Below are 15,687 nucleotides of genomic sequence, written 5' to 3' on the forward strand. Positions count from 1 at the left end.
CGTTTCAGCATCAACCAGATGACGGTCAAGCAGCTGTCGATGCCCGAACTGGTCGCCGGTTGCGTCGAGTTGGGCATCCCGGGCGTGGGCCTCTGGCGCGAGCCGGTGGCGGCGTACGGCCTGGACGCCACGGCCAAGCTGATCCGCGACGCGGGTCTGACGGTCACCACCCTCTGCCGGGGCGGCTTCTTCACGGCCATCGACGAGGCGGAGCGGACGGCGGCCCTGGCCGACAACCGCAAGGCGATCGACGAGGCGGCGACGCTGGGCACGGACACGCTGGTGCTGGTGTCCGGCGGTCTCCCGTCCGGCTCGAAGGACCTGCACGGCGCCCGCGAGCGCATCGCGGACGCCCTGTCCGAACTGGGCCCCTACGCGGCGTCGAACGGCGTCCGCCTCGCCATCGAGCCCCTGCACCCCATGTTCGCCTCGGACCGCTGCGTGGTGTCGACGCTGTCCCAGGCCCTGGACATCGCCGAACGCTTCCCGGCGGAGCAGGTGGGCGTGACCGTCGACACGTACCACATCTGGTGGGACGACACGGCCCCGGCGGCGATCGCCCGCGCCGGTGCCTCCGGCCGTATCCACACCTTCCAACTCGCCGACTGGATCACCCCGTTGCCCCAGGGCGTCCTGACCGGCCGGGGCCAGATCGGCGACGGCGCGATCGACATGAGGGAGTGGAAGGGGTACGTCGAGGCGGCGGGCTACGCCGGTCCCATCGAGGTCGAGCTGTTCAACGACGACCTGTGGGCCGGGGGCGGGCGTGAGCTGCTGGCCGAGACGGCGCGGCGGTTCGTGGAGCACGCTGCGTGACGTAGTCGCCGTACGTTCCCGGGGACGTGGTCGTGTCCCCGGGAACCGGCGGCCTCCCGAGCGGCTCGGTGCCGGGCCGCGGTACCGGGTGTCGCGCCGCTCGTACGCCTCACCGGTGACGGTGGCGGCGTCGGTACCAGAGCGCGCCGACGGCGGCGGATGCCGTGGCCACGACGATGCCGAGGACCGGCCAGCGGCTGTCGGCGATGCGCAGGCCCGTCAGGAAGGTCACGGCGATCAGCACGAGCGGCACGAGGAGGGAGAGCAGCGCACGGAGCGCGGCCCCCACCACTTGCGGTTCGACGTGGGAGGCCCGGTGGGGCGGGGCGGGTGCGGAGTCGGCGAAGTAGTAGGCGAGGACACGGTCCGTCAGGCGGGCGTCGGTACGCCGGTAGCTCACCGCCAGGTACGGGAGCCAGACGAGGGGGGCGACCGTTCCGATCAGGAGGACCGAGCCGAGGAGCAGCCACCGCGAGGCCTGGACGGCGACCCGGCGTACGTGTCGGCCCGCTTCCGGGCTCTCGTCGCCCGGCGTGAGCACGCCGAGGATGCGGGCCATGCGCAGGGTGACCTGCCACAGGGCCGCCCATCGCTTCCAGCGGGCGGGTGCCTCGGCGACAGGTCCCGTACGGGCGAGCGCGTCCCGCGCCTGCCGGGTGTTCTCGTACACGCCCTGGAAGACGAGGAGTTCGCCGGCGCGGGCGCTCGCCGTGGGGTCGCGGCCGTCGAGGGCGGCCAGTTCCAGGGCGGTACGGGCCTGACTGAGCAGCGCCGCGCAGAACGCGACGGGGATGAGCACGAGGAAGGGGCCGCCCACCAGGGAGCCCTCCGACACGACGGCCCGTCGGCCGCGGGCGATCACCCGGGCCCGGAGCTCCGTCTCGGTGGCGTCAGGGTGGTTCCGCCGGAGCCGGGTGATCGCTTCGGACGCGGCCGGACCCATCCGGCGGACGGCGAATTCGGCGAGGAGTTCGGGGAGGTGCCCGGGATCCGCGACGACCAACGCCAGCAGCGAGCGCTCCGGGGAGGGCTCCTTGCGGGAACCCGCAGTGCTCGGAGTCTCCAGGTGAGGCATGAATCGTATCTATCACGAATCGCCGTAAATCAGGCATTAAGGGGAACGTCGCCCAGCGGACCTCGGCCAGGGCCGAGGGAGAAAAGGCCTGGTGAACGGGCCCGGCCCGCCGCCGCTGCGCGCGTAGGCGGGAACGCTGCCATGCTGGATCGAGGGGCGCGGCCCAGGACCTGACCGTGACGGACAGTGGTGGTGAGCGCCGTGGCGGAGGCTGACGAGAACATCTCAGGGGCGGCCGGCCCAGCCGTTCTGTGCACCGATCCGCAGGGGGACCACTTCCTGCGCACCCGGATCGTGCTGCCGGCGAGGCCCGCCACCCACCTGCCGCGCCCGCGGCTCGTCCGCCATCTCGACCAGGCTCTCCGGACGCCGTTGACGCTGGTCAACGGACCGGCCGGAGCGGGCAAGACACTGCTGGCCGCCGAATGGGCCGCCGGTCTCGGGCAGGCGGTCGCCTGGCTCACCGTCGAGGCGGGGGACCGGCGTCCCGGTGTGTTCTGGGCGTACGTCCTCCAGGCCCTGCGCGCCTGCGGAGCGCCGGCGTCCGGCGGGGTCGGGTTCCCGGCGGAGGCGTCCCGGATCGACCGCGGGCTCCTGGTGGCGCTCGCCGCCGAACTGGAGGAACGTGACCAGCCGGTGGTCCTGGTCCTCGACGAGTACGAGCGCGTGACCGCCCCGGAGATCGCGGAGCAGCTGGAGTTCGTCCTGCACCACGCCGGACGGGGCCTGCGCCTGGTCCTCGTCACCCGCACCGAACCCCTGCTGCCGCTGCACCGTTACCGGGCGGCGGGCGAGCTGACCGAGATCCGCGCCGCCGAGCTGGCCTTCACCCCGGAGGAGGCCGTCGCCCTGCTGGAGCTGCACGGTCTGAGCCTTCCCGTCGCCGCCGCGCGCGCCCTGGTGGACCGTACCCGGGGCTGGGCCGCCGGCCTGCGCCTCTGTGCCCTGGCAGCGCGGGAGAACCCCGACCCGGAGGCCTACCTGAAGGAGTTCGAGGCGGACCGGAGCGTCGTCGCGGACTTCCTGCTGGCCGAGGTGCTCAAGCGGCAGCCGGAGAAGACACAGGACCTCCTGCTGCGCGTCAGCGTCCTGGAGCGCTTCTGTCCTGATCTGGCCGACGCGCTGACCGGCCGGACCGACGCCGAGCCCCTGCTCCTCGGTTTGCACCGCGAGAACGCGTTCGTCGAGCACCTCGGGCGTTCGTGGTACCAGCTCCATCCCCTGTTCGGTGAGATCCTCCGGGCGCATCTGCGGGTGCGTCTGCCGGGGCTGGAGCCGGAACTCCACCAGCGGGCCGCGCGGTGGCTGCGCCGTGCCGGATTCCTGCCGGAGACACTCGCCCACGGAGCCGCCGCGGGCGACTGGGAATGCGCCGCCGGTGCCCTCATAGACGACCTGGCGATCGGACAGCTCTTCACCGGCCTGCGCTCGGGCGACCTGGCCCAGTTGTTCTCCCGTATGGGGCCCGAGGCCGGCGGTCCGGCGACGGACCTGGTGCGCGCGGCCCGCGACCTGTCCCGGTGCGACCTCGACCGTGGTCTGGCACGCCTGCGCCGCGCCGAGGAGCAGCTGGCCCACGACGCGCCCGGCCTGGCGGCCGCCCAGCTGAGCTGCGCGCTGCTGGGGGCGCTGGCCGCCCGGCTGACCGGATGCCCCCCACAGGTCGAAGAGGCCGCCGCGGCGGCCGAGGGACTGCGCGGGGAGATCCCGGCGCATCTCCTGGACAGACATCCCGAGTTCACCGCTCTCCTGCTGACGCATCTGGGCTCGGCGCGCCTGTGGGCCGGGCGTTTCGAGGAAGCCCGCACGGTGCTGACCACCGTGGCCGGCACTCCCGGCGGAACCTCCACCGTGTTGCCCCGGGAGGAGTCGATGGGGCACCTGGCCCTCCTCGACTACCTGAACGGCTGGCTCGTCAGGGCGGAGCGCAAGGCCCTGGCGGCGGTGTCCGAGGCGGAGCGGGGCGGCGTGCCCCAGCCGTCCGGCTCCGGCCTCGCGCGGCTGGTCCTGGCGGCGGTGGCGGTCGACCGCGATGATCTGGACCGGGCCCAGGCGCTCCTCGACGAGACGCCCCGGCTCCCCTCGGAAACGCGTGATCCGGTGCCGGCGGCGGGACGAGCCCTCGCCACAGCCCGTCTCCTGCTGGTCAGGGGGAAGACACGAGCCGCCGCGGAGGCGGCGGTCCCGGCCGTCTCCGCCGCCGTGACCTCACCCTGGGCGGCGAGCCATGAAACGCTCGTCGCCTCCGCCGCCCACCTGGCCGAAGGACGGCCGGACACAGCCGCCGAGCTGCTCCGGGGAGTCTCCGGCGACCAGCCGGCGTCGGCCGTGGAGGCCGCGGCGATCCAGCTCGCCGCAGGGCGTCGCGGGGAGGCGATCGACCTGCTCGACAGCATCCACCCCCAGGGCGGGACGGGCCCGGCGGTGACCGTGCGGGCGGCGCTGGTGCGGGCGCGGGCCGCGGACGGGGCGGGAGACACCGCCACCGCCCGCAAGCTCGTGGCGCAGGCGCTCCTCGACGCCCGGCGCGAGCGGCTGCGGCGCCCGTTCCTCGACGCGGGAGCGTGGATCCGGCCTCTCCTCGCCACGGCTCCGCTGCACGAGCTCGCAGCGGGCTGGCTCACGCCCGGCGCGCCGCGACACGGTGAGCGGCCTGGACCGGAGTCGCCGTCCTCGCCGCTCGTCGCGGTGGAGCTGAGCGCGCGCGAGCGCGACGTCCTGGAGCGCCTGGCCCGCATGATGTCGACGGAGGAGATCGCCGCCGACCTCTACGTGTCGGTGAACACGGTGAAGACCCACCTCAAGAGCGTCTACCGGAAGCTCGCGGTGAACCGGCGGGGCGACGCGGTACGCCGCGCGCGCGACCTTCGGATGCTGTGACCACGCGCGACCCCCGTGCCGTCTCTTCCCCCGCGGAGGGTGAGGCACGGGGCGCGTACTTCGGATGCGATGGGAGCAGCGGCGGGACGGACGACTCTGCGAGGTGGACACCGTGAAGCGCTGGCGGGCTCTGATCGTCCTCGGTACGGCCCAGTTCCTGATGGTCCTGGACACCTCCGTCATGAACGTGTCCATCAGCCAGCTGGTCGAGGACTTCGACACGGAGGTCACCGCGATCCAGGCCGTCATCACCCTGTACGCCCTGGTCATGGCGGCGTTCATGATCATCGGCGGCAGGTTCGGGGACATCCTGGGGCGTCGCCGCATGTTCCTGCTCGGGCTGGTCGTCTACGGCGTGGGGTCGGCCCTGACCGCCGTGGCACCCACGCTGTGGGTCCTGGCACTGGGCTGGTCGGTCATCGAGGGACTGGGCGCCGCCATGGTGCTGCCGGCCATGGCCGCACTCGTCGCGGAGTCGTACCGGGGGAAGGACCGGGCCGTCGCCTACGCGGTCATCGGCGGGCTCGCCGGCGCCGGGATCGCGGTCGGTCCGCTGCTGGGCGGCTGGGTGACGACGTACCTCACCTGGCGGCTGGTCTTCGCGGGCGAGGTCGTGGTCGTCGCGGCCGTCCTGCTGTGCCGCCGGGTGATCGCGACGCCCGCGCCGACCGTGCGGCGCCCCCGGCTGGACTGGGTGGGTGCCGTCCTCTCGGCGGCCGGACTGGCGCTGGGCGTGCTCGGGGTACTCCAGAGCAGTACCTGGGGCTGGGTCCAGCCCCGCAACCCGCCCTTCACCGTCCTCGGCTTCGCCCCGACCCTGTTCGTCATCGGCGCCGGCGCGGCCGTACTGGCCGTGTTCCGGCACTGGGAACGGCGCCGCGACGAGCAGGGCGCCGACCCCCTCGTACACCTGTCCCTGCTGGGCAGGCCCGTGCTGCGGTCCGGCCTGATGACGCTGCTGAGCCAGAACCTCATCCTGCTGGGGCTGTTCTTCACCATCCCGCTGTACTTGCAGGTGGTGCAGGGGTTCGACGCCTTCCAGACGGGCCTGCGCCTGCTCCCGGTGTCCGTCACCATGCTCGTGACCTCCCTGTGCGGGTCCTCGCTGGGGCGTGTGATGGGGCCGCGCGGGGTGGTCCGGCTGGCCCTGCTGACCCTGACGGCGGCCATCGTGTGGCTGCTCGCCACCATCGACCCGGTCATCGACGACGCGTCGTTCGCCGGAGCCATGGCCCTGCTGGGCGTGGGCGTCGGCCTGCTCGCCTCGCAGCTGGGCAACGTCGTCCAGTCCAGCGTCGGCGAGGAGGAACGCGGTGAGGCCGGAGGGCTCCAGTTCACAGCCCAGAATCTGGGCTCCGCGCTGGGCACCGCCCTCATCGGGTCGATCCTCATCGGTGCGCTCGCCCACGCCTTCACCACGCAGGTGGCGGACAACCCGCGGCTGTCCGAGGAGACCCGTGAGCAGGTCGGTGTCGCTCTCCAGGCCGGGATCACCTTCGTCCCCACCGACGAGGTGCGCTCGGCGGCCGAGCGTGCCGGGCTGCCACCGTCCGAGGTCGAGGCCGTCGCGGACTCCTACGCCTCCGCCCAGCTCGACGGCCTGAAGGCGGCGATCCTGGCCACCGGCGGCATCGCCCTCGCCAGTTTCCTGGTCACCCCGCACCTGCCGACCGCCCGGGACAGCCGTACGCGACAGCCGGACGCCGATGCCCCGGCCGGAGCGAGCGGACCGACGCGCCGAGCGCGCTGAGTCCGGAGGGAGCCACCGGTGTCCAGGACCAGGACCAGGACCAGGACCGCCCCGGCCACGGCCCGCGGAGCGCGCCGTGCCGAGCGCCGGGCTCGCCGTGGTGCGCGCCGCGCCCACGCGGACTACACGGGCGGCGTCTACGGATCCATGCTCGCTGCCTCCGTGGTGATCGGCGCCGGCTCCCTGGGCTCGTTCCCCCGCACCGAGCTGGTGCTGCTGCTGTTGCTCACCGGCGTGGTCTTCTGGATCGCGCACGTGCATGCCCAGCTGTTCGGGGCGCGCCTGGCGCGTCAGGCTCCGGACCGTCGGGTCGTGCTGGACGTGTGCCGGGACGAGTGGCCGATCGTCAAGGCCGCCGTCCCGCCGGCGGCCGCGGTGGCGGTCAGCCCGCTCCTCGGCCTGGACCTTCGAGGTGCCCTCTGGCTGGCTCTCTTCGTCGCCGTGGCCGGGCAGGTGGGCTGGTCCGTGGCCGCCGCACGCCGCGCCGGTGCTTCGCGGCGGCTTGTGGCCGCCACGGCATCGGTCAACCTGTTGCTGGGCCTGCTGATCATCTCCTTCAAGATCGTTCTGAAGCACTGAGATCTGAAGCACTGAGATCTGAAGCATGCGGCGGGTCACCTGTACCGGGTGAGGCCCGAAGGAACGTGGAGGCGGACGATCGCAGGTGAGGGTGCCGTCCGCCTGTCCGAGGCGGCCCATGGAGGGACAGCTCGTGCGCTACGAGATCCGGGTCGAGGGACATCTGTCGGAAACGCTGGCCCAGGCCTTCCCGGAGCTGGGCCATGTGGTGATGTCCGGCCAGACCGTCCTCTTCGGCCCGGTCGTGGACGAAGCGCACCTGTACGGGCTGCTGGCACGCTGCCAGTCACTGGGACTGAGGGTCGTGGAGATGCGGCAGCTGCCGGAGTGACGAGTGACGGGGCTGGGCGGTGTGCGGCGCCGGACAGCCGGCGACGGTGTGCGGCGCGGACAGCCGGCGGCCTCGCGTGGTGACCGGGGCAGCCGGCGGCCTCGCGTGGTGACCGGGCAAGGGGCGGGCCTTTCGTGGTGACCGGGCAAGGGTCCTTTCAGAGCCGCTCCGCCGTGATCCGGCCGGAGCGGCGAGCGGCTTCCAGGGCCTCGAAGTCCCGCTCGTTCTGGTCGGCGTAGCTCTGGGCGAACTCGGCGAGAGCGCGGTCGAAGCGGTCGCCGCCGCCCAGGTAGGCGGCGAGGGCGATGGGATCGCCGGAGCGGGCGTGGGCCCGGGCCAGGGACGCCCCGCACAGCCGGCCGAAGAGGGCGAGCAGGCCCGGCCCCATCGTCTCCGGCCGTGCGATGCCCTTCCAGTCCCACAACTGGCGCACATAGAAGTCCCGTCCCCGCCCGTCGAGGCCCACGGCGTGCGTCCAGCCCAGGAAGATGTCGCCGGACGTCTGCATCAGGCGCTGCCCCGTCACCACCCGGCGGCCCTGGTTGTCGTAGCGCTCACCGCCCGTGTGGGCGGCCAGCACCGACTCCTGGGCCTCCTTGGCCTGCAGCAGCAGGGGATCGTCGTCGTCCCTGCCGAGCAGGAGCAGCACCCAGCAGCGCGTACCGACACTGCCGACCCTCACGACTTTCCGGGCCATGTCCACCGGGCGGTAGTGGTGCAACAGGTGCCGGCGCTCGGACGGCAGGGTCCGTGCGTACCGGTCCAGGAGGGCCTGGAGTTCCTCTTCCCGGGTGGCCTCGGACGGGTCGGCGGCCGACAGCTGGCCGAGCGGGGTGATCAGCGGCGGGTCCGGTGCGATACGCCGGCCCTCGGCCGTGACACGGGTGAGCTTCTCGAAGGCCCGGAGATGGGTACGCGTACGGGCCCGCGCGGCGGCCCCGGCCGTACGGCGTCTGGCCTCCCCTTCCAGCGACCTGTCCTTCGACGAGGCCAGCAGTTCCCCCAGCGCGTCGGCATCGTCCTGGGCGTACCAGATGTCCAGGGTCCGCATGCCGGCGAACTCGCGCATCCGTTCCCGGTAGGACCGCACGCAGGTCCGTACGACGCTGTGCTGCTCCTTGGGCGAGAAGCCGTTCGCGCGGCCCGCCGTCACGAAACCGGCCGCCAGCCGCTTGACGTCCCACTCGAACGGCCCGGGCAGGGTCTCGTCGAAGTCGTTGATGTCGAAGACGAGCCGGCGCTCCGGCGAGGCGAGCAGCCGGAAGTTCAGCGGATGCGCGTCACCGCAGAGCTGCACGTGCAGTCCGGTGTTGGGGAGACGCCCCAGGTCGGCCGCCATGATCGCGGCGGCGCCGCGGTAGAAGCGGAACGGCGACTCCAGCATGCGGCCGTAGCGAATGGGCACCAACTCCGGTACCCGATCGGCCGACTGACGCTCTATCACCTCGACGGGGTCGGGTCGCGGCTGTTCCGTCTCGTATTCCGTCTCGTACCAGCCGTGCGACGAACGCGACGCCCGCCTCCGCGCGTTCCTGCCGTGCTCCGCTCGCTCGGCCGGGGACAGGTGTGAGGTGAAAACGCTGGGCACGGTCATGGTCCGTCCTCCCGGTCCGGCGTCCCGGCGTCGCTGCCGGAACCCCGCTGCCCCGACGGCCCCCGGCGCTGTCGGCGCAGCCCCGCCTGGACCGCGCCCGCCAGCACCCGTGCGGCGACACCGACGAGCAGCAGCCCTCCCGTCATCTGCAACATCGTCAGCACGCGCCCGGCCTGGGACCGGGCCGCGATGTCCCCGTAGCCGACGGTGCTGAACGTGGTCAGAGCGAAGTACAAGGCGTCCGTCCTGGTCAGCGGCTCACTGAAGGAGCCCGGGGCGGAGCGGTCCAGCAGGTAGTAGGCGCCGGCGAAGAGGACCAGGAACAGCACCAGCGTGGCGGCGAGGGCCTCGACGGCCTTCAGGCGCGGGTGGGGCGAGCGCGCGATGACCCGCACCTCCCACGAGAACACCAGCCCCACCGCCACCAGGCCGCACACGAGCAGCGTCGACGCGCCGGCCGTCCCACGCTCGTCCAGAGGCAGCAGGTAGTAGGCGGTGACCAGGCCGACGGCGATGAGCACGGCGCGGACGCCGGCGACGGCCGCCGCCCACCGGTGGGGGCGGCGCCGCCGACGCGTCCGGCGCGCGTCCGGCCCGGACCGGGCGCGGTCCGTCCGGGCAGTGCTCGGATCGCTCATCTCGTGTCTTTCATTCCTCTCGGCCCGTCCGGCCGGCCGTTTCTCACGGTCCGTACGGCGTTTTTCCAGTTCGGTTCGGTCCGTCCGGCGCCGGAATGCCAGTGGGGCGGGCGCCGGGGGACTTCCATCCCACCGCCGCGGCGGCGTCGACGGATCACCCGTGGTGGGTGACCCGGTCGCCCGGCGGCAGGCATGACCCTGGAGCGGCCAGGGCCTCGAACATGCCCGCCGGGGCTGCGCACACACGGAAGGGAGCGTCCATGAACCCGGCCGCGACCCCGGATCCGCCGGACCCCGGCGGAGCCGCGAACCCGAAGCACGTCATGACCGCCGACGAACGAGCGGAGTACGAGCGGCTGCGCCGGCACGCGGCGGTACGCCACCGGCGGCTGCGCCAGGCCGGTTCCTCGGTCCTCCTGCTGCTGGCCCTGGTCCTGGCGCCCCTGGCCGTCGTCGCGGCCTGGGTCCAGGACACGGTCTCCGACACCGACCGGTATGTGGAGACCGTCGCACCGCTGGCGTCCGAGCCGGCGGTGCAGGAAGTCGTGATCAACCGGCTCACGGACCGCGTGGTGGAGAACGTTGACGTGGCGGCGGTGACGGACGCGCTCACCAAGGCCCTCCAGGACGCCGGGGCACCACCCCGCGTCGTGGAGGGCGCCGACTCCCTCGAGGCTCCGCTGCGCTCCGCGGTCACGAGCGTCGTCGACGCCACCATCAGGCGTGTGATCATCAGTGACGCCTTCCAGCAGGTGTGGGAGGGCGCCAACGAGCGGTCGCACGCCGCGGTGGTCAGCATGCTGACCGGCGACGACGAGGGCGCCGTGCGCGCCGAGGACGGCGCCGTCCGACTGGACGTGGGAGAGATCGTGGACCAGGTCCGGGAGCGGCTCGTCGACGCGGGCTTCGACCAGGCCGCCGCCATCCCGGACACCGACCGGACGATCACGCTGTTCCAGGCCGAGGAACTGGACGAGGCGCAGGACACGATGCGGCTGCTGGACATCCTCGGCACCTGGCTGCCCGTCCTGACCGTCGTACTCGCCGCGCTCGCCGTGTGGACCAATCCGGCACACCGGGTGATGCTGGCGATCACCGCGACGGGTGTCGGCGTGATGATGGTGGTCCTGCTCGTCGCGCTCGCCGTGTTCCGACGGGTCTATCTGGACTCGGTTCCGCCCACGGCGCTGCCCACCGACGCGGCCGCGGCGATCTACGACACGTTCGTCCGCTTCCTGCGCGACAGCACACGCACCCTGCTGGTGATCTCCGTGATCACGGCGCTGGTCGCCTACCTGTACGGTCCCGGACGTCCCGCCCGGGCCGTCCGCACGACGGCGGACCGGGGCGCGACGGCCGCCGGCCGGGCGTTGCGTCGTGCCGGGATGCGCACCGGAGCCACCGGGCGCTGGCTGACCGACCACCGGGCATGGACCACCGGTGGCGTCCTCGCGGCCGGAGCGCTGGCCCTGCTGCTCTGGAACCACCCCACGGTCGGCGCGGTGGTGCTCGTTCTCGGCATCGCCCTGGCGGTCCTGATCGTCCTGGCGATCCTCGCGGCCGCCGCCGGACGGGCCGACGACGGGGCGGCAGACCGGTCGGCAGACCGGGCGACCCCATGAGCGCGTGCCTCACCGCGTTCCCGCCGCCGATGACACTCCCGGCGTCCGCCGCACTCACCCGCGCCGGGTGAGGCGCCCCGTGTCCGCCGTGGGCACGCTGAAGACGCCACACACCCGCTACGGCACACACCCGCTACGGCACACACCCGCTACCGGGGCGAAGGCCCGGGACGGAGGACGGACATGAACGAGCCGACCTACCTGGCGTACGACTTTCCCCTGCTGGGGGCTTTCTGGACCATGCTCGTGTTCTTCCTGTGGATCATGTGGTTCGTCCTGCTCTTCCGGATCGTCGTCGACGTCTTCCGTGACGACGACCTGAGCGGCTGGGCGAAGGCCGGCTGGCTGGCGTTCTGCGTCGTCCTGCCCTTCCTGGGCGTGTTCGTCTACGTGATCGCCCGGGGCAAGAACATGGGCCGCCGGGAGATCGCGCAGGCGCGTGCGCAGCAGGACGAGTTCAACGCCTACATCAGGGAGACCGCCGCCGACAGCCGGCGCAGCAGCGTCGACGAGCTCGCCAGGCTGTCCGAGATCCGCGACCGCGGCGCCATCACGGACGAGGAGTTCCGCAGGGCGAAGGAACTGGTCCTGACCGGCCACGGTCCGGCTGAGCACTCGGGTTCCCCCACCCACATGTCCGGTCGCTGAGCATCCGGACCACACGAAACGAGGCGCGAGATGACCGCGACACACACCCGGCCGACCCACACCGCGAAGCAGGGATGGGCATCCGGCCTGACGGCCTTCGGGGCCGTGATGCTCTTCCTCGTCGGCCTGCTCGACATCTTCCGGGGCATCATGGCCATCGCCGAGGACGACATCTTCCTCACGACGCGCAATTACGTGTTCGAGTTCGACCTGACCGGCTGGGGCTGGGTCCACCTCGCCCTGGGCGCGGTCGCCGTGATCGTCAGCTTCGGGCTGCTCAAGACCTCGACCTGGGCGCGCGTCGCCGGCGTGGCCATCGCCGGACTCGTCATCATCGCCAACTTCCTCTCGCTGCCGTACTACCCGGTCTGGTCGGTCGTGATGATCACCATCTCGGGCTTCATCATCTGGGCCCTGTGCGTGGTCCGGCGCGACAACCTCTTCGACCTGTCCGAGGAGCGCCCGATGTACGAGGAGCGCCCCTCGCACCGGGTGTGAGGCGGAAGGGAAGGGCCGACCGGTGGGACCGCGCGGCGGGGACACGGGGGCATCGGGGGAGACAGGAACCCCGACCGTACGCGGGGGCAGTGCCGGGCGGGCCCGCTTGGCTCTGCTCGCCCTGCTGGGCAGCATCCTGGTGCCGCTCGTCGCCGCCGGTCTGCGGAGCGTGCTGTGGGCGCTGGCCGGCATCGCGGGACTGGCGCTCGCCGCCGTCGGAGCGTGGTGGGCCGTGGCGCACACCGGCGTGCCGCGTGCCCTCGGCGCGGCCCTGTCACTGGCCGCCCCCGTCGCCGTCCTCGCCCTGTACGCCACGTTCGGCATGCTGGGGCCGGCCCTGCTGTCCCTGGCCCTGTGGCTCCTCGCCGTCACGGCGGCACGCACGGCTCTGAGCCCGGGTCACACCGCCTCCGAAAAGTCCGGGCGCCCCGGACCGGCTGTCGCGGAGGCACCCCGTACCCCCTGGATCCTCATGAATCCGCGCTCCGGCGGCGGCAAGGTGGACCGCTTCCACCTGGTGGAGAAGGCCCGGGCGGCGGGCTGCCGGGTGGCCCTGCTCGACGCGGGCCGGCACCAGGACGTCGCCGAACTGGCCCGGCGGGCCGTCACCGAGGGCGCCGATCTGCTGGCGGTGGCGGGCGGCGACGGCACCCAGGCCCTGGTGGCCGAGGTCGCCGCACGCCACGACCTGCCGTTCGTGGTGATCCCCGCCGGTACCCGCAACCACTTCGCCCTCGACCTCGGCCTCGACCGCGACGACCCGGCGGCGGCCCTGGAAGCCCTGACCGACGGCGTCGAACTCCGCGTCGACCTCGGATACGCCGCGGACCGGGTCTTCGTCAACAACGCCTCGTTCGGCGCGTACGCGCACGTCGTCACCGACCCCGCCTACCGGGACGCCAAGACCCGCACCACCCTGCGAACCCTCCCCGGCCTCCTCACCGGCGAGGACGCACCCGGACTGCGGGCGCGGACCGACGGCACGTACGTCGACGGACTTCAGGCGCTGCTCGTCAGCAACAACCCCTACGGCCGTGCCGTCGACGCGGCCCGCCCCGGGCGCAGGGAGCGGCTGGACACAGGGCTCCTCGGCGTGGTGTGCGTGCGGGTCGGCAACACCGCCGAGGCGGCACGCCTGCTGCGCGGTCCACGCTCCCGGGGACTCGTCCGGCTGAGCGCCGGGGAAGTCGTCGTCGAAGCCGACGCGGGCATCCTCCCGGTCGGCATCGACGGAGAGCACGTCGTCCTGCCGTCACCCGTCGTGTGCCGCAGCGCACCCGGGGCACTCCGGGTCCGCCTACCCCGCCACCGCCCCCATGCGCCACGAGTGACCGGCGCAGCCGCCGACTGGCCCCGCGTGGCCCGCCTGGCCCTGGGCCCCCGGATCAGGTCCGATGGGCGGGCTGGTCGCCACCGTGGAGCACGGCCCCTATGAAGGGCTCGGGGTCGGCGTCATGAACCTGAACCGCTGACGGACGGGCTGTGCTCTGTTCTGCCCTGGCCGGGCGGACCGACGGAGTGCTCTGCCCTGGCCTGGCGGACCGACGGAGTGCGGAAGCGGGCGGCGAAGTCGCCGCCCGCTTCCCTCTCATGGGCGAGGCTCACACAGCGGTCGTGCGGAAGCTACGCGAGCTGCTCCCACTGCTGTTCCCGGTTGGTGGTGACGCTTCTGCACGTCCATTGGACGGCCGCGACGGAGTTCGCCCCGCTGGCGCTGGGGATGGCGAGGCAGAGGTCGCTCTTGTTGTTCCGCAGCCGGTGGGTGCTGTCGTAGACCCATTCCTGTTCGTCGGCGCCGCTGTTGCAGGGCCACTGGATGGCCTCCGCGCCGTTGGCGGTGCTGCCGCCGCCGATGGCCAGGCACTGTCCGGTGGCGTAGTTCTTGATGGTGTACGTCGACGTGGCCCCGGGGATCAGCTCCCAGGTCCACAACTGGTCGGTGTCCCACACGCCGTCGGCGGGCGAGTCGCAGGTGAACTGGATGGCGGCCGTTCCCTGCCCCGCCGAGGAACCGCCGGGCATCGCCAGACACTTCCCGGTGCCCGCGTTCCCGACTGCCCAGCGGCCCTCGACCCCGACCGCACTGGCCGACGTGGCCGACAACGGAATGGCGATCGCCGCGATCGCTCCGGCGATCGCCATGCTGCGCTTGCGCATTGGTTTCCCCTCCTGTGGGTGATCACGGTCACGTGCCCGATCACCATGCGGGGCGACACCTGGGGCTGTCGTTAGGAGCGAGTCCACAGGGGGCTTGGTTCTGCGTCTACGGACCGTGCCTGTGCGCGGTACTCCGTCGGCGACACCCCGTACGCGCCCCGGAACGCGCGCGTGAAGTCGGAGGCGCGGACCAGGCCCCAGCGGGTGGCGATGGTGTGGACCGGCGTGGAGCCGAGGTTGGGGTCCGCCAGGTCGCGGCGGGCGCCTTCGAGGCGCTGGACGCGGATCCAGGCCGCGACCGTCTCGCCGGGGGAGTCCTCCTGGAAGAGCCGGTGCAGATAGCTCAGGGAGATGTGGTGGGCGGCGGCTATCACGGGCGGGGTCAGCTCCGGGTCGTGCAGGTTCTGGCGGATGAACGCCCGTACGCGCGTCATCAGGGCCCGCTGGCGGGTCTCCGGTGGCAGCGCGTCCTCCGCCTCCAGCACCTGGGCGAACCAGGCGGACAGCAGGTCGATCAGCACCGTGCCCAGGCGGGGCGCGTCGGACGGCTGGAGGGAGTCGGCCTGCTGCTCCAGACCGGTGAGGAACCCCGTCAGCAGGGCGCCCACACCCTCCCGTCCGGACAGCCGACGCCCCAGTAGCTGCCCGATCCGGGCGGGCGGCAGGGGCAGCAGCGCCTTGGGGAAGTCCACGCCCACCCCCGTGATCACCTCACGGCCCAGGTCGGCAGGCGGGTGCACGTCATACGGCCGTGACGTGTCACTCACCCACAGGTCGCTCGGGCCGTACACCTCGGCCCGCCCCACATGCTCGAACCCCAGCCCGCCGCCGAGCACCAGCGACAGGTGGTACATCTCCGGGTCGGCCTGCCGCACCAGCTTCTCGGTTCGCCGGAACCCCGTCGGCAGGTGCGCCGTCGGCCATACCATCAGCGGCCCCAGCTCCAACAGCCGCTGCCGTGCCCAGAAGTCGTCGGCGAACTCGCTGCTCATCTCGCTGGGCGCGATCGCCCTGTGCGTCAACTCCCGCCAGTAGTCGAACCGGTGCTCCACGGGCACCTCGTCGCTCCGGAACACGGTTCCGATCATGCTGGGGGTCA

General features: G+C 72.7%; 14 protein-coding genes. 9 read left to right on the top strand and 5 right to left on the bottom strand.

The annotated features are described in order from the left end of the window. Positions 1 to 18: 18 nt before the first annotated feature. Positions 19 to 816 (top strand): sugar phosphate isomerase/epimerase family protein, encoded by a 798-nt coding sequence (locus JIX56_RS30245; protein ID WP_257551217.1) that lies wholly within the window; start codon positions 19 to 21, stop codon positions 814 to 816. A 109-nt stretch (positions 817 to 925) separates the two neighbouring features. Here the strand turns inward: JIX56_RS30245 and JIX56_RS30250 are convergent, their stop codons facing one another. Then, positions 926 to 1,891, bottom strand: a complete 966-nt coding sequence (locus JIX56_RS30250; RefSeq protein ID WP_257545176.1) for a hypothetical protein — start codon at positions 1,889 to 1,891, stop codon at positions 926 to 928. Between the two features lie 186 nt (positions 1,892 to 2,077). Here JIX56_RS30250 and JIX56_RS30255 point away from each other — a divergent pair, with 186 nt between their 5' ends. The 4 genes from JIX56_RS30255 (at position 2,078) to JIX56_RS30270 (ending at position 7,431) form a co-directional block, all read left to right on the top strand. After that, positions 2,078 to 4,771, top strand: coding sequence for a LuxR C-terminal-related transcriptional regulator (locus JIX56_RS30255; RefSeq protein ID WP_443031909.1), 2,694 nt, complete (start codon positions 2,078 to 2,080; stop codon positions 4,769 to 4,771). A gap of 112 nt (positions 4,772 to 4,883) precedes the next feature. After that, positions 4,884 to 6,521 carry an MFS transporter gene (locus tag JIX56_RS30260; protein WP_257545178.1) on the top strand — a complete coding sequence of 546 codons (1,638 nt, stop codon included), beginning with the start codon at positions 4,884 to 4,886 and terminating at the stop codon, positions 6,519 to 6,521. Between the two features lie 18 nt (positions 6,522 to 6,539). Further along, positions 6,540 to 7,100, top strand: coding sequence for a hypothetical protein (locus tag JIX56_RS30265; RefSeq protein WP_257545179.1), 561 nt, complete (start codon positions 6,540 to 6,542; stop codon positions 7,098 to 7,100). A 133-nt stretch (positions 7,101 to 7,233) separates the two neighbouring features. Continuing rightward, positions 7,234 to 7,431 carry a hypothetical protein gene (locus tag JIX56_RS30270; protein WP_257551218.1) on the top strand — a complete coding sequence of 66 codons (198 nt, stop codon included), beginning with the start codon at positions 7,234 to 7,236 and terminating at the stop codon, positions 7,429 to 7,431. 157 nt (positions 7,432 to 7,588) lie between these two features. Here the strand turns inward: JIX56_RS30270 and JIX56_RS30275 are convergent, their stop codons facing one another. Both JIX56_RS30275 and JIX56_RS30280 read right to left on the bottom strand, forming a co-directional pair. After that, complete coding sequence (locus JIX56_RS30275; RefSeq protein WP_257545180.1) at positions 7,589 to 9,025, bottom strand: DUF2252 domain-containing protein; 1,437 nt, start codon at positions 9,023 to 9,025, stop codon at positions 7,589 to 7,591. Further along, positions 9,022 to 9,663, bottom strand: coding sequence for a potassium channel family protein (locus JIX56_RS30280; RefSeq protein WP_257545181.1), 642 nt, complete (start codon positions 9,661 to 9,663; stop codon positions 9,022 to 9,024). Before JIX56_RS30280 ends, JIX56_RS30275 begins: the two co-directional genes overlap by 4 nt. 260 nt (positions 9,664 to 9,923) lie before the next feature. On the opposite strand from JIX56_RS30280, the gene JIX56_RS30285 reads away from it, so the two are divergent. The 4 genes from JIX56_RS30285 (at position 9,924) to JIX56_RS30300 (ending at position 13,866) form a co-directional block, all read left to right on the top strand. Next, entirely contained in the window at positions 9,924 to 11,285 is a 1,362-nt protein-coding gene (locus JIX56_RS30285) for a hypothetical protein (RefSeq protein WP_257545182.1), read from the top strand. 183 nt (positions 11,286 to 11,468) lie between these two features. After that, a complete protein-coding gene (locus JIX56_RS30290) occupies positions 11,469 to 11,933 on the top strand; it encodes an SHOCT domain-containing protein (RefSeq protein WP_257545183.1) in 465 nt (154 codons plus the stop codon). Between the two features lie 30 nt (positions 11,934 to 11,963). Next, entirely contained in the window at positions 11,964 to 12,431 is a 468-nt protein-coding gene (locus tag JIX56_RS30295) for a DUF7144 family membrane protein (RefSeq protein ID WP_257545184.1), read from the top strand. Positions 12,432 to 12,453: 22 nt separating this feature from the next. Beyond that, on the top strand, positions 12,454 to 13,866 hold the full coding sequence (locus JIX56_RS30300; RefSeq protein ID WP_443031910.1) for a diacylglycerol/lipid kinase family protein: 1,413 nt from the start codon (positions 12,454 to 12,456) through the stop codon (positions 13,864 to 13,866). 188 nt (positions 13,867 to 14,054) lie between these two features. On the opposite strand, the gene JIX56_RS30305 is transcribed toward JIX56_RS30300, so the two are convergent. After that, positions 14,055 to 14,588 (bottom strand): RICIN domain-containing protein, encoded by a 534-nt coding sequence (locus JIX56_RS30305; protein ID WP_257545186.1) that lies wholly within the window; start codon positions 14,586 to 14,588, stop codon positions 14,055 to 14,057. A 71-nt stretch (positions 14,589 to 14,659) separates the two neighbouring features. Next, positions 14,660 to 15,676: a helix-turn-helix domain-containing protein gene (locus JIX56_RS30310; protein ID WP_257545187.1), complete on the bottom strand. Its 1,017-nt coding sequence runs from the start codon at positions 15,674 to 15,676 to the stop codon at positions 14,660 to 14,662. Between the last annotated feature and the right edge of the window lie 11 nt (positions 15,677 to 15,687).

Origin of the sequence: Streptomyces sp. CA-210063 (assembly GCF_024612015.1) — a bacterium.
Classification (GTDB): Bacteria; Actinomycetota; Actinomycetes; order Streptomycetales; family Streptomycetaceae; genus Streptomyces.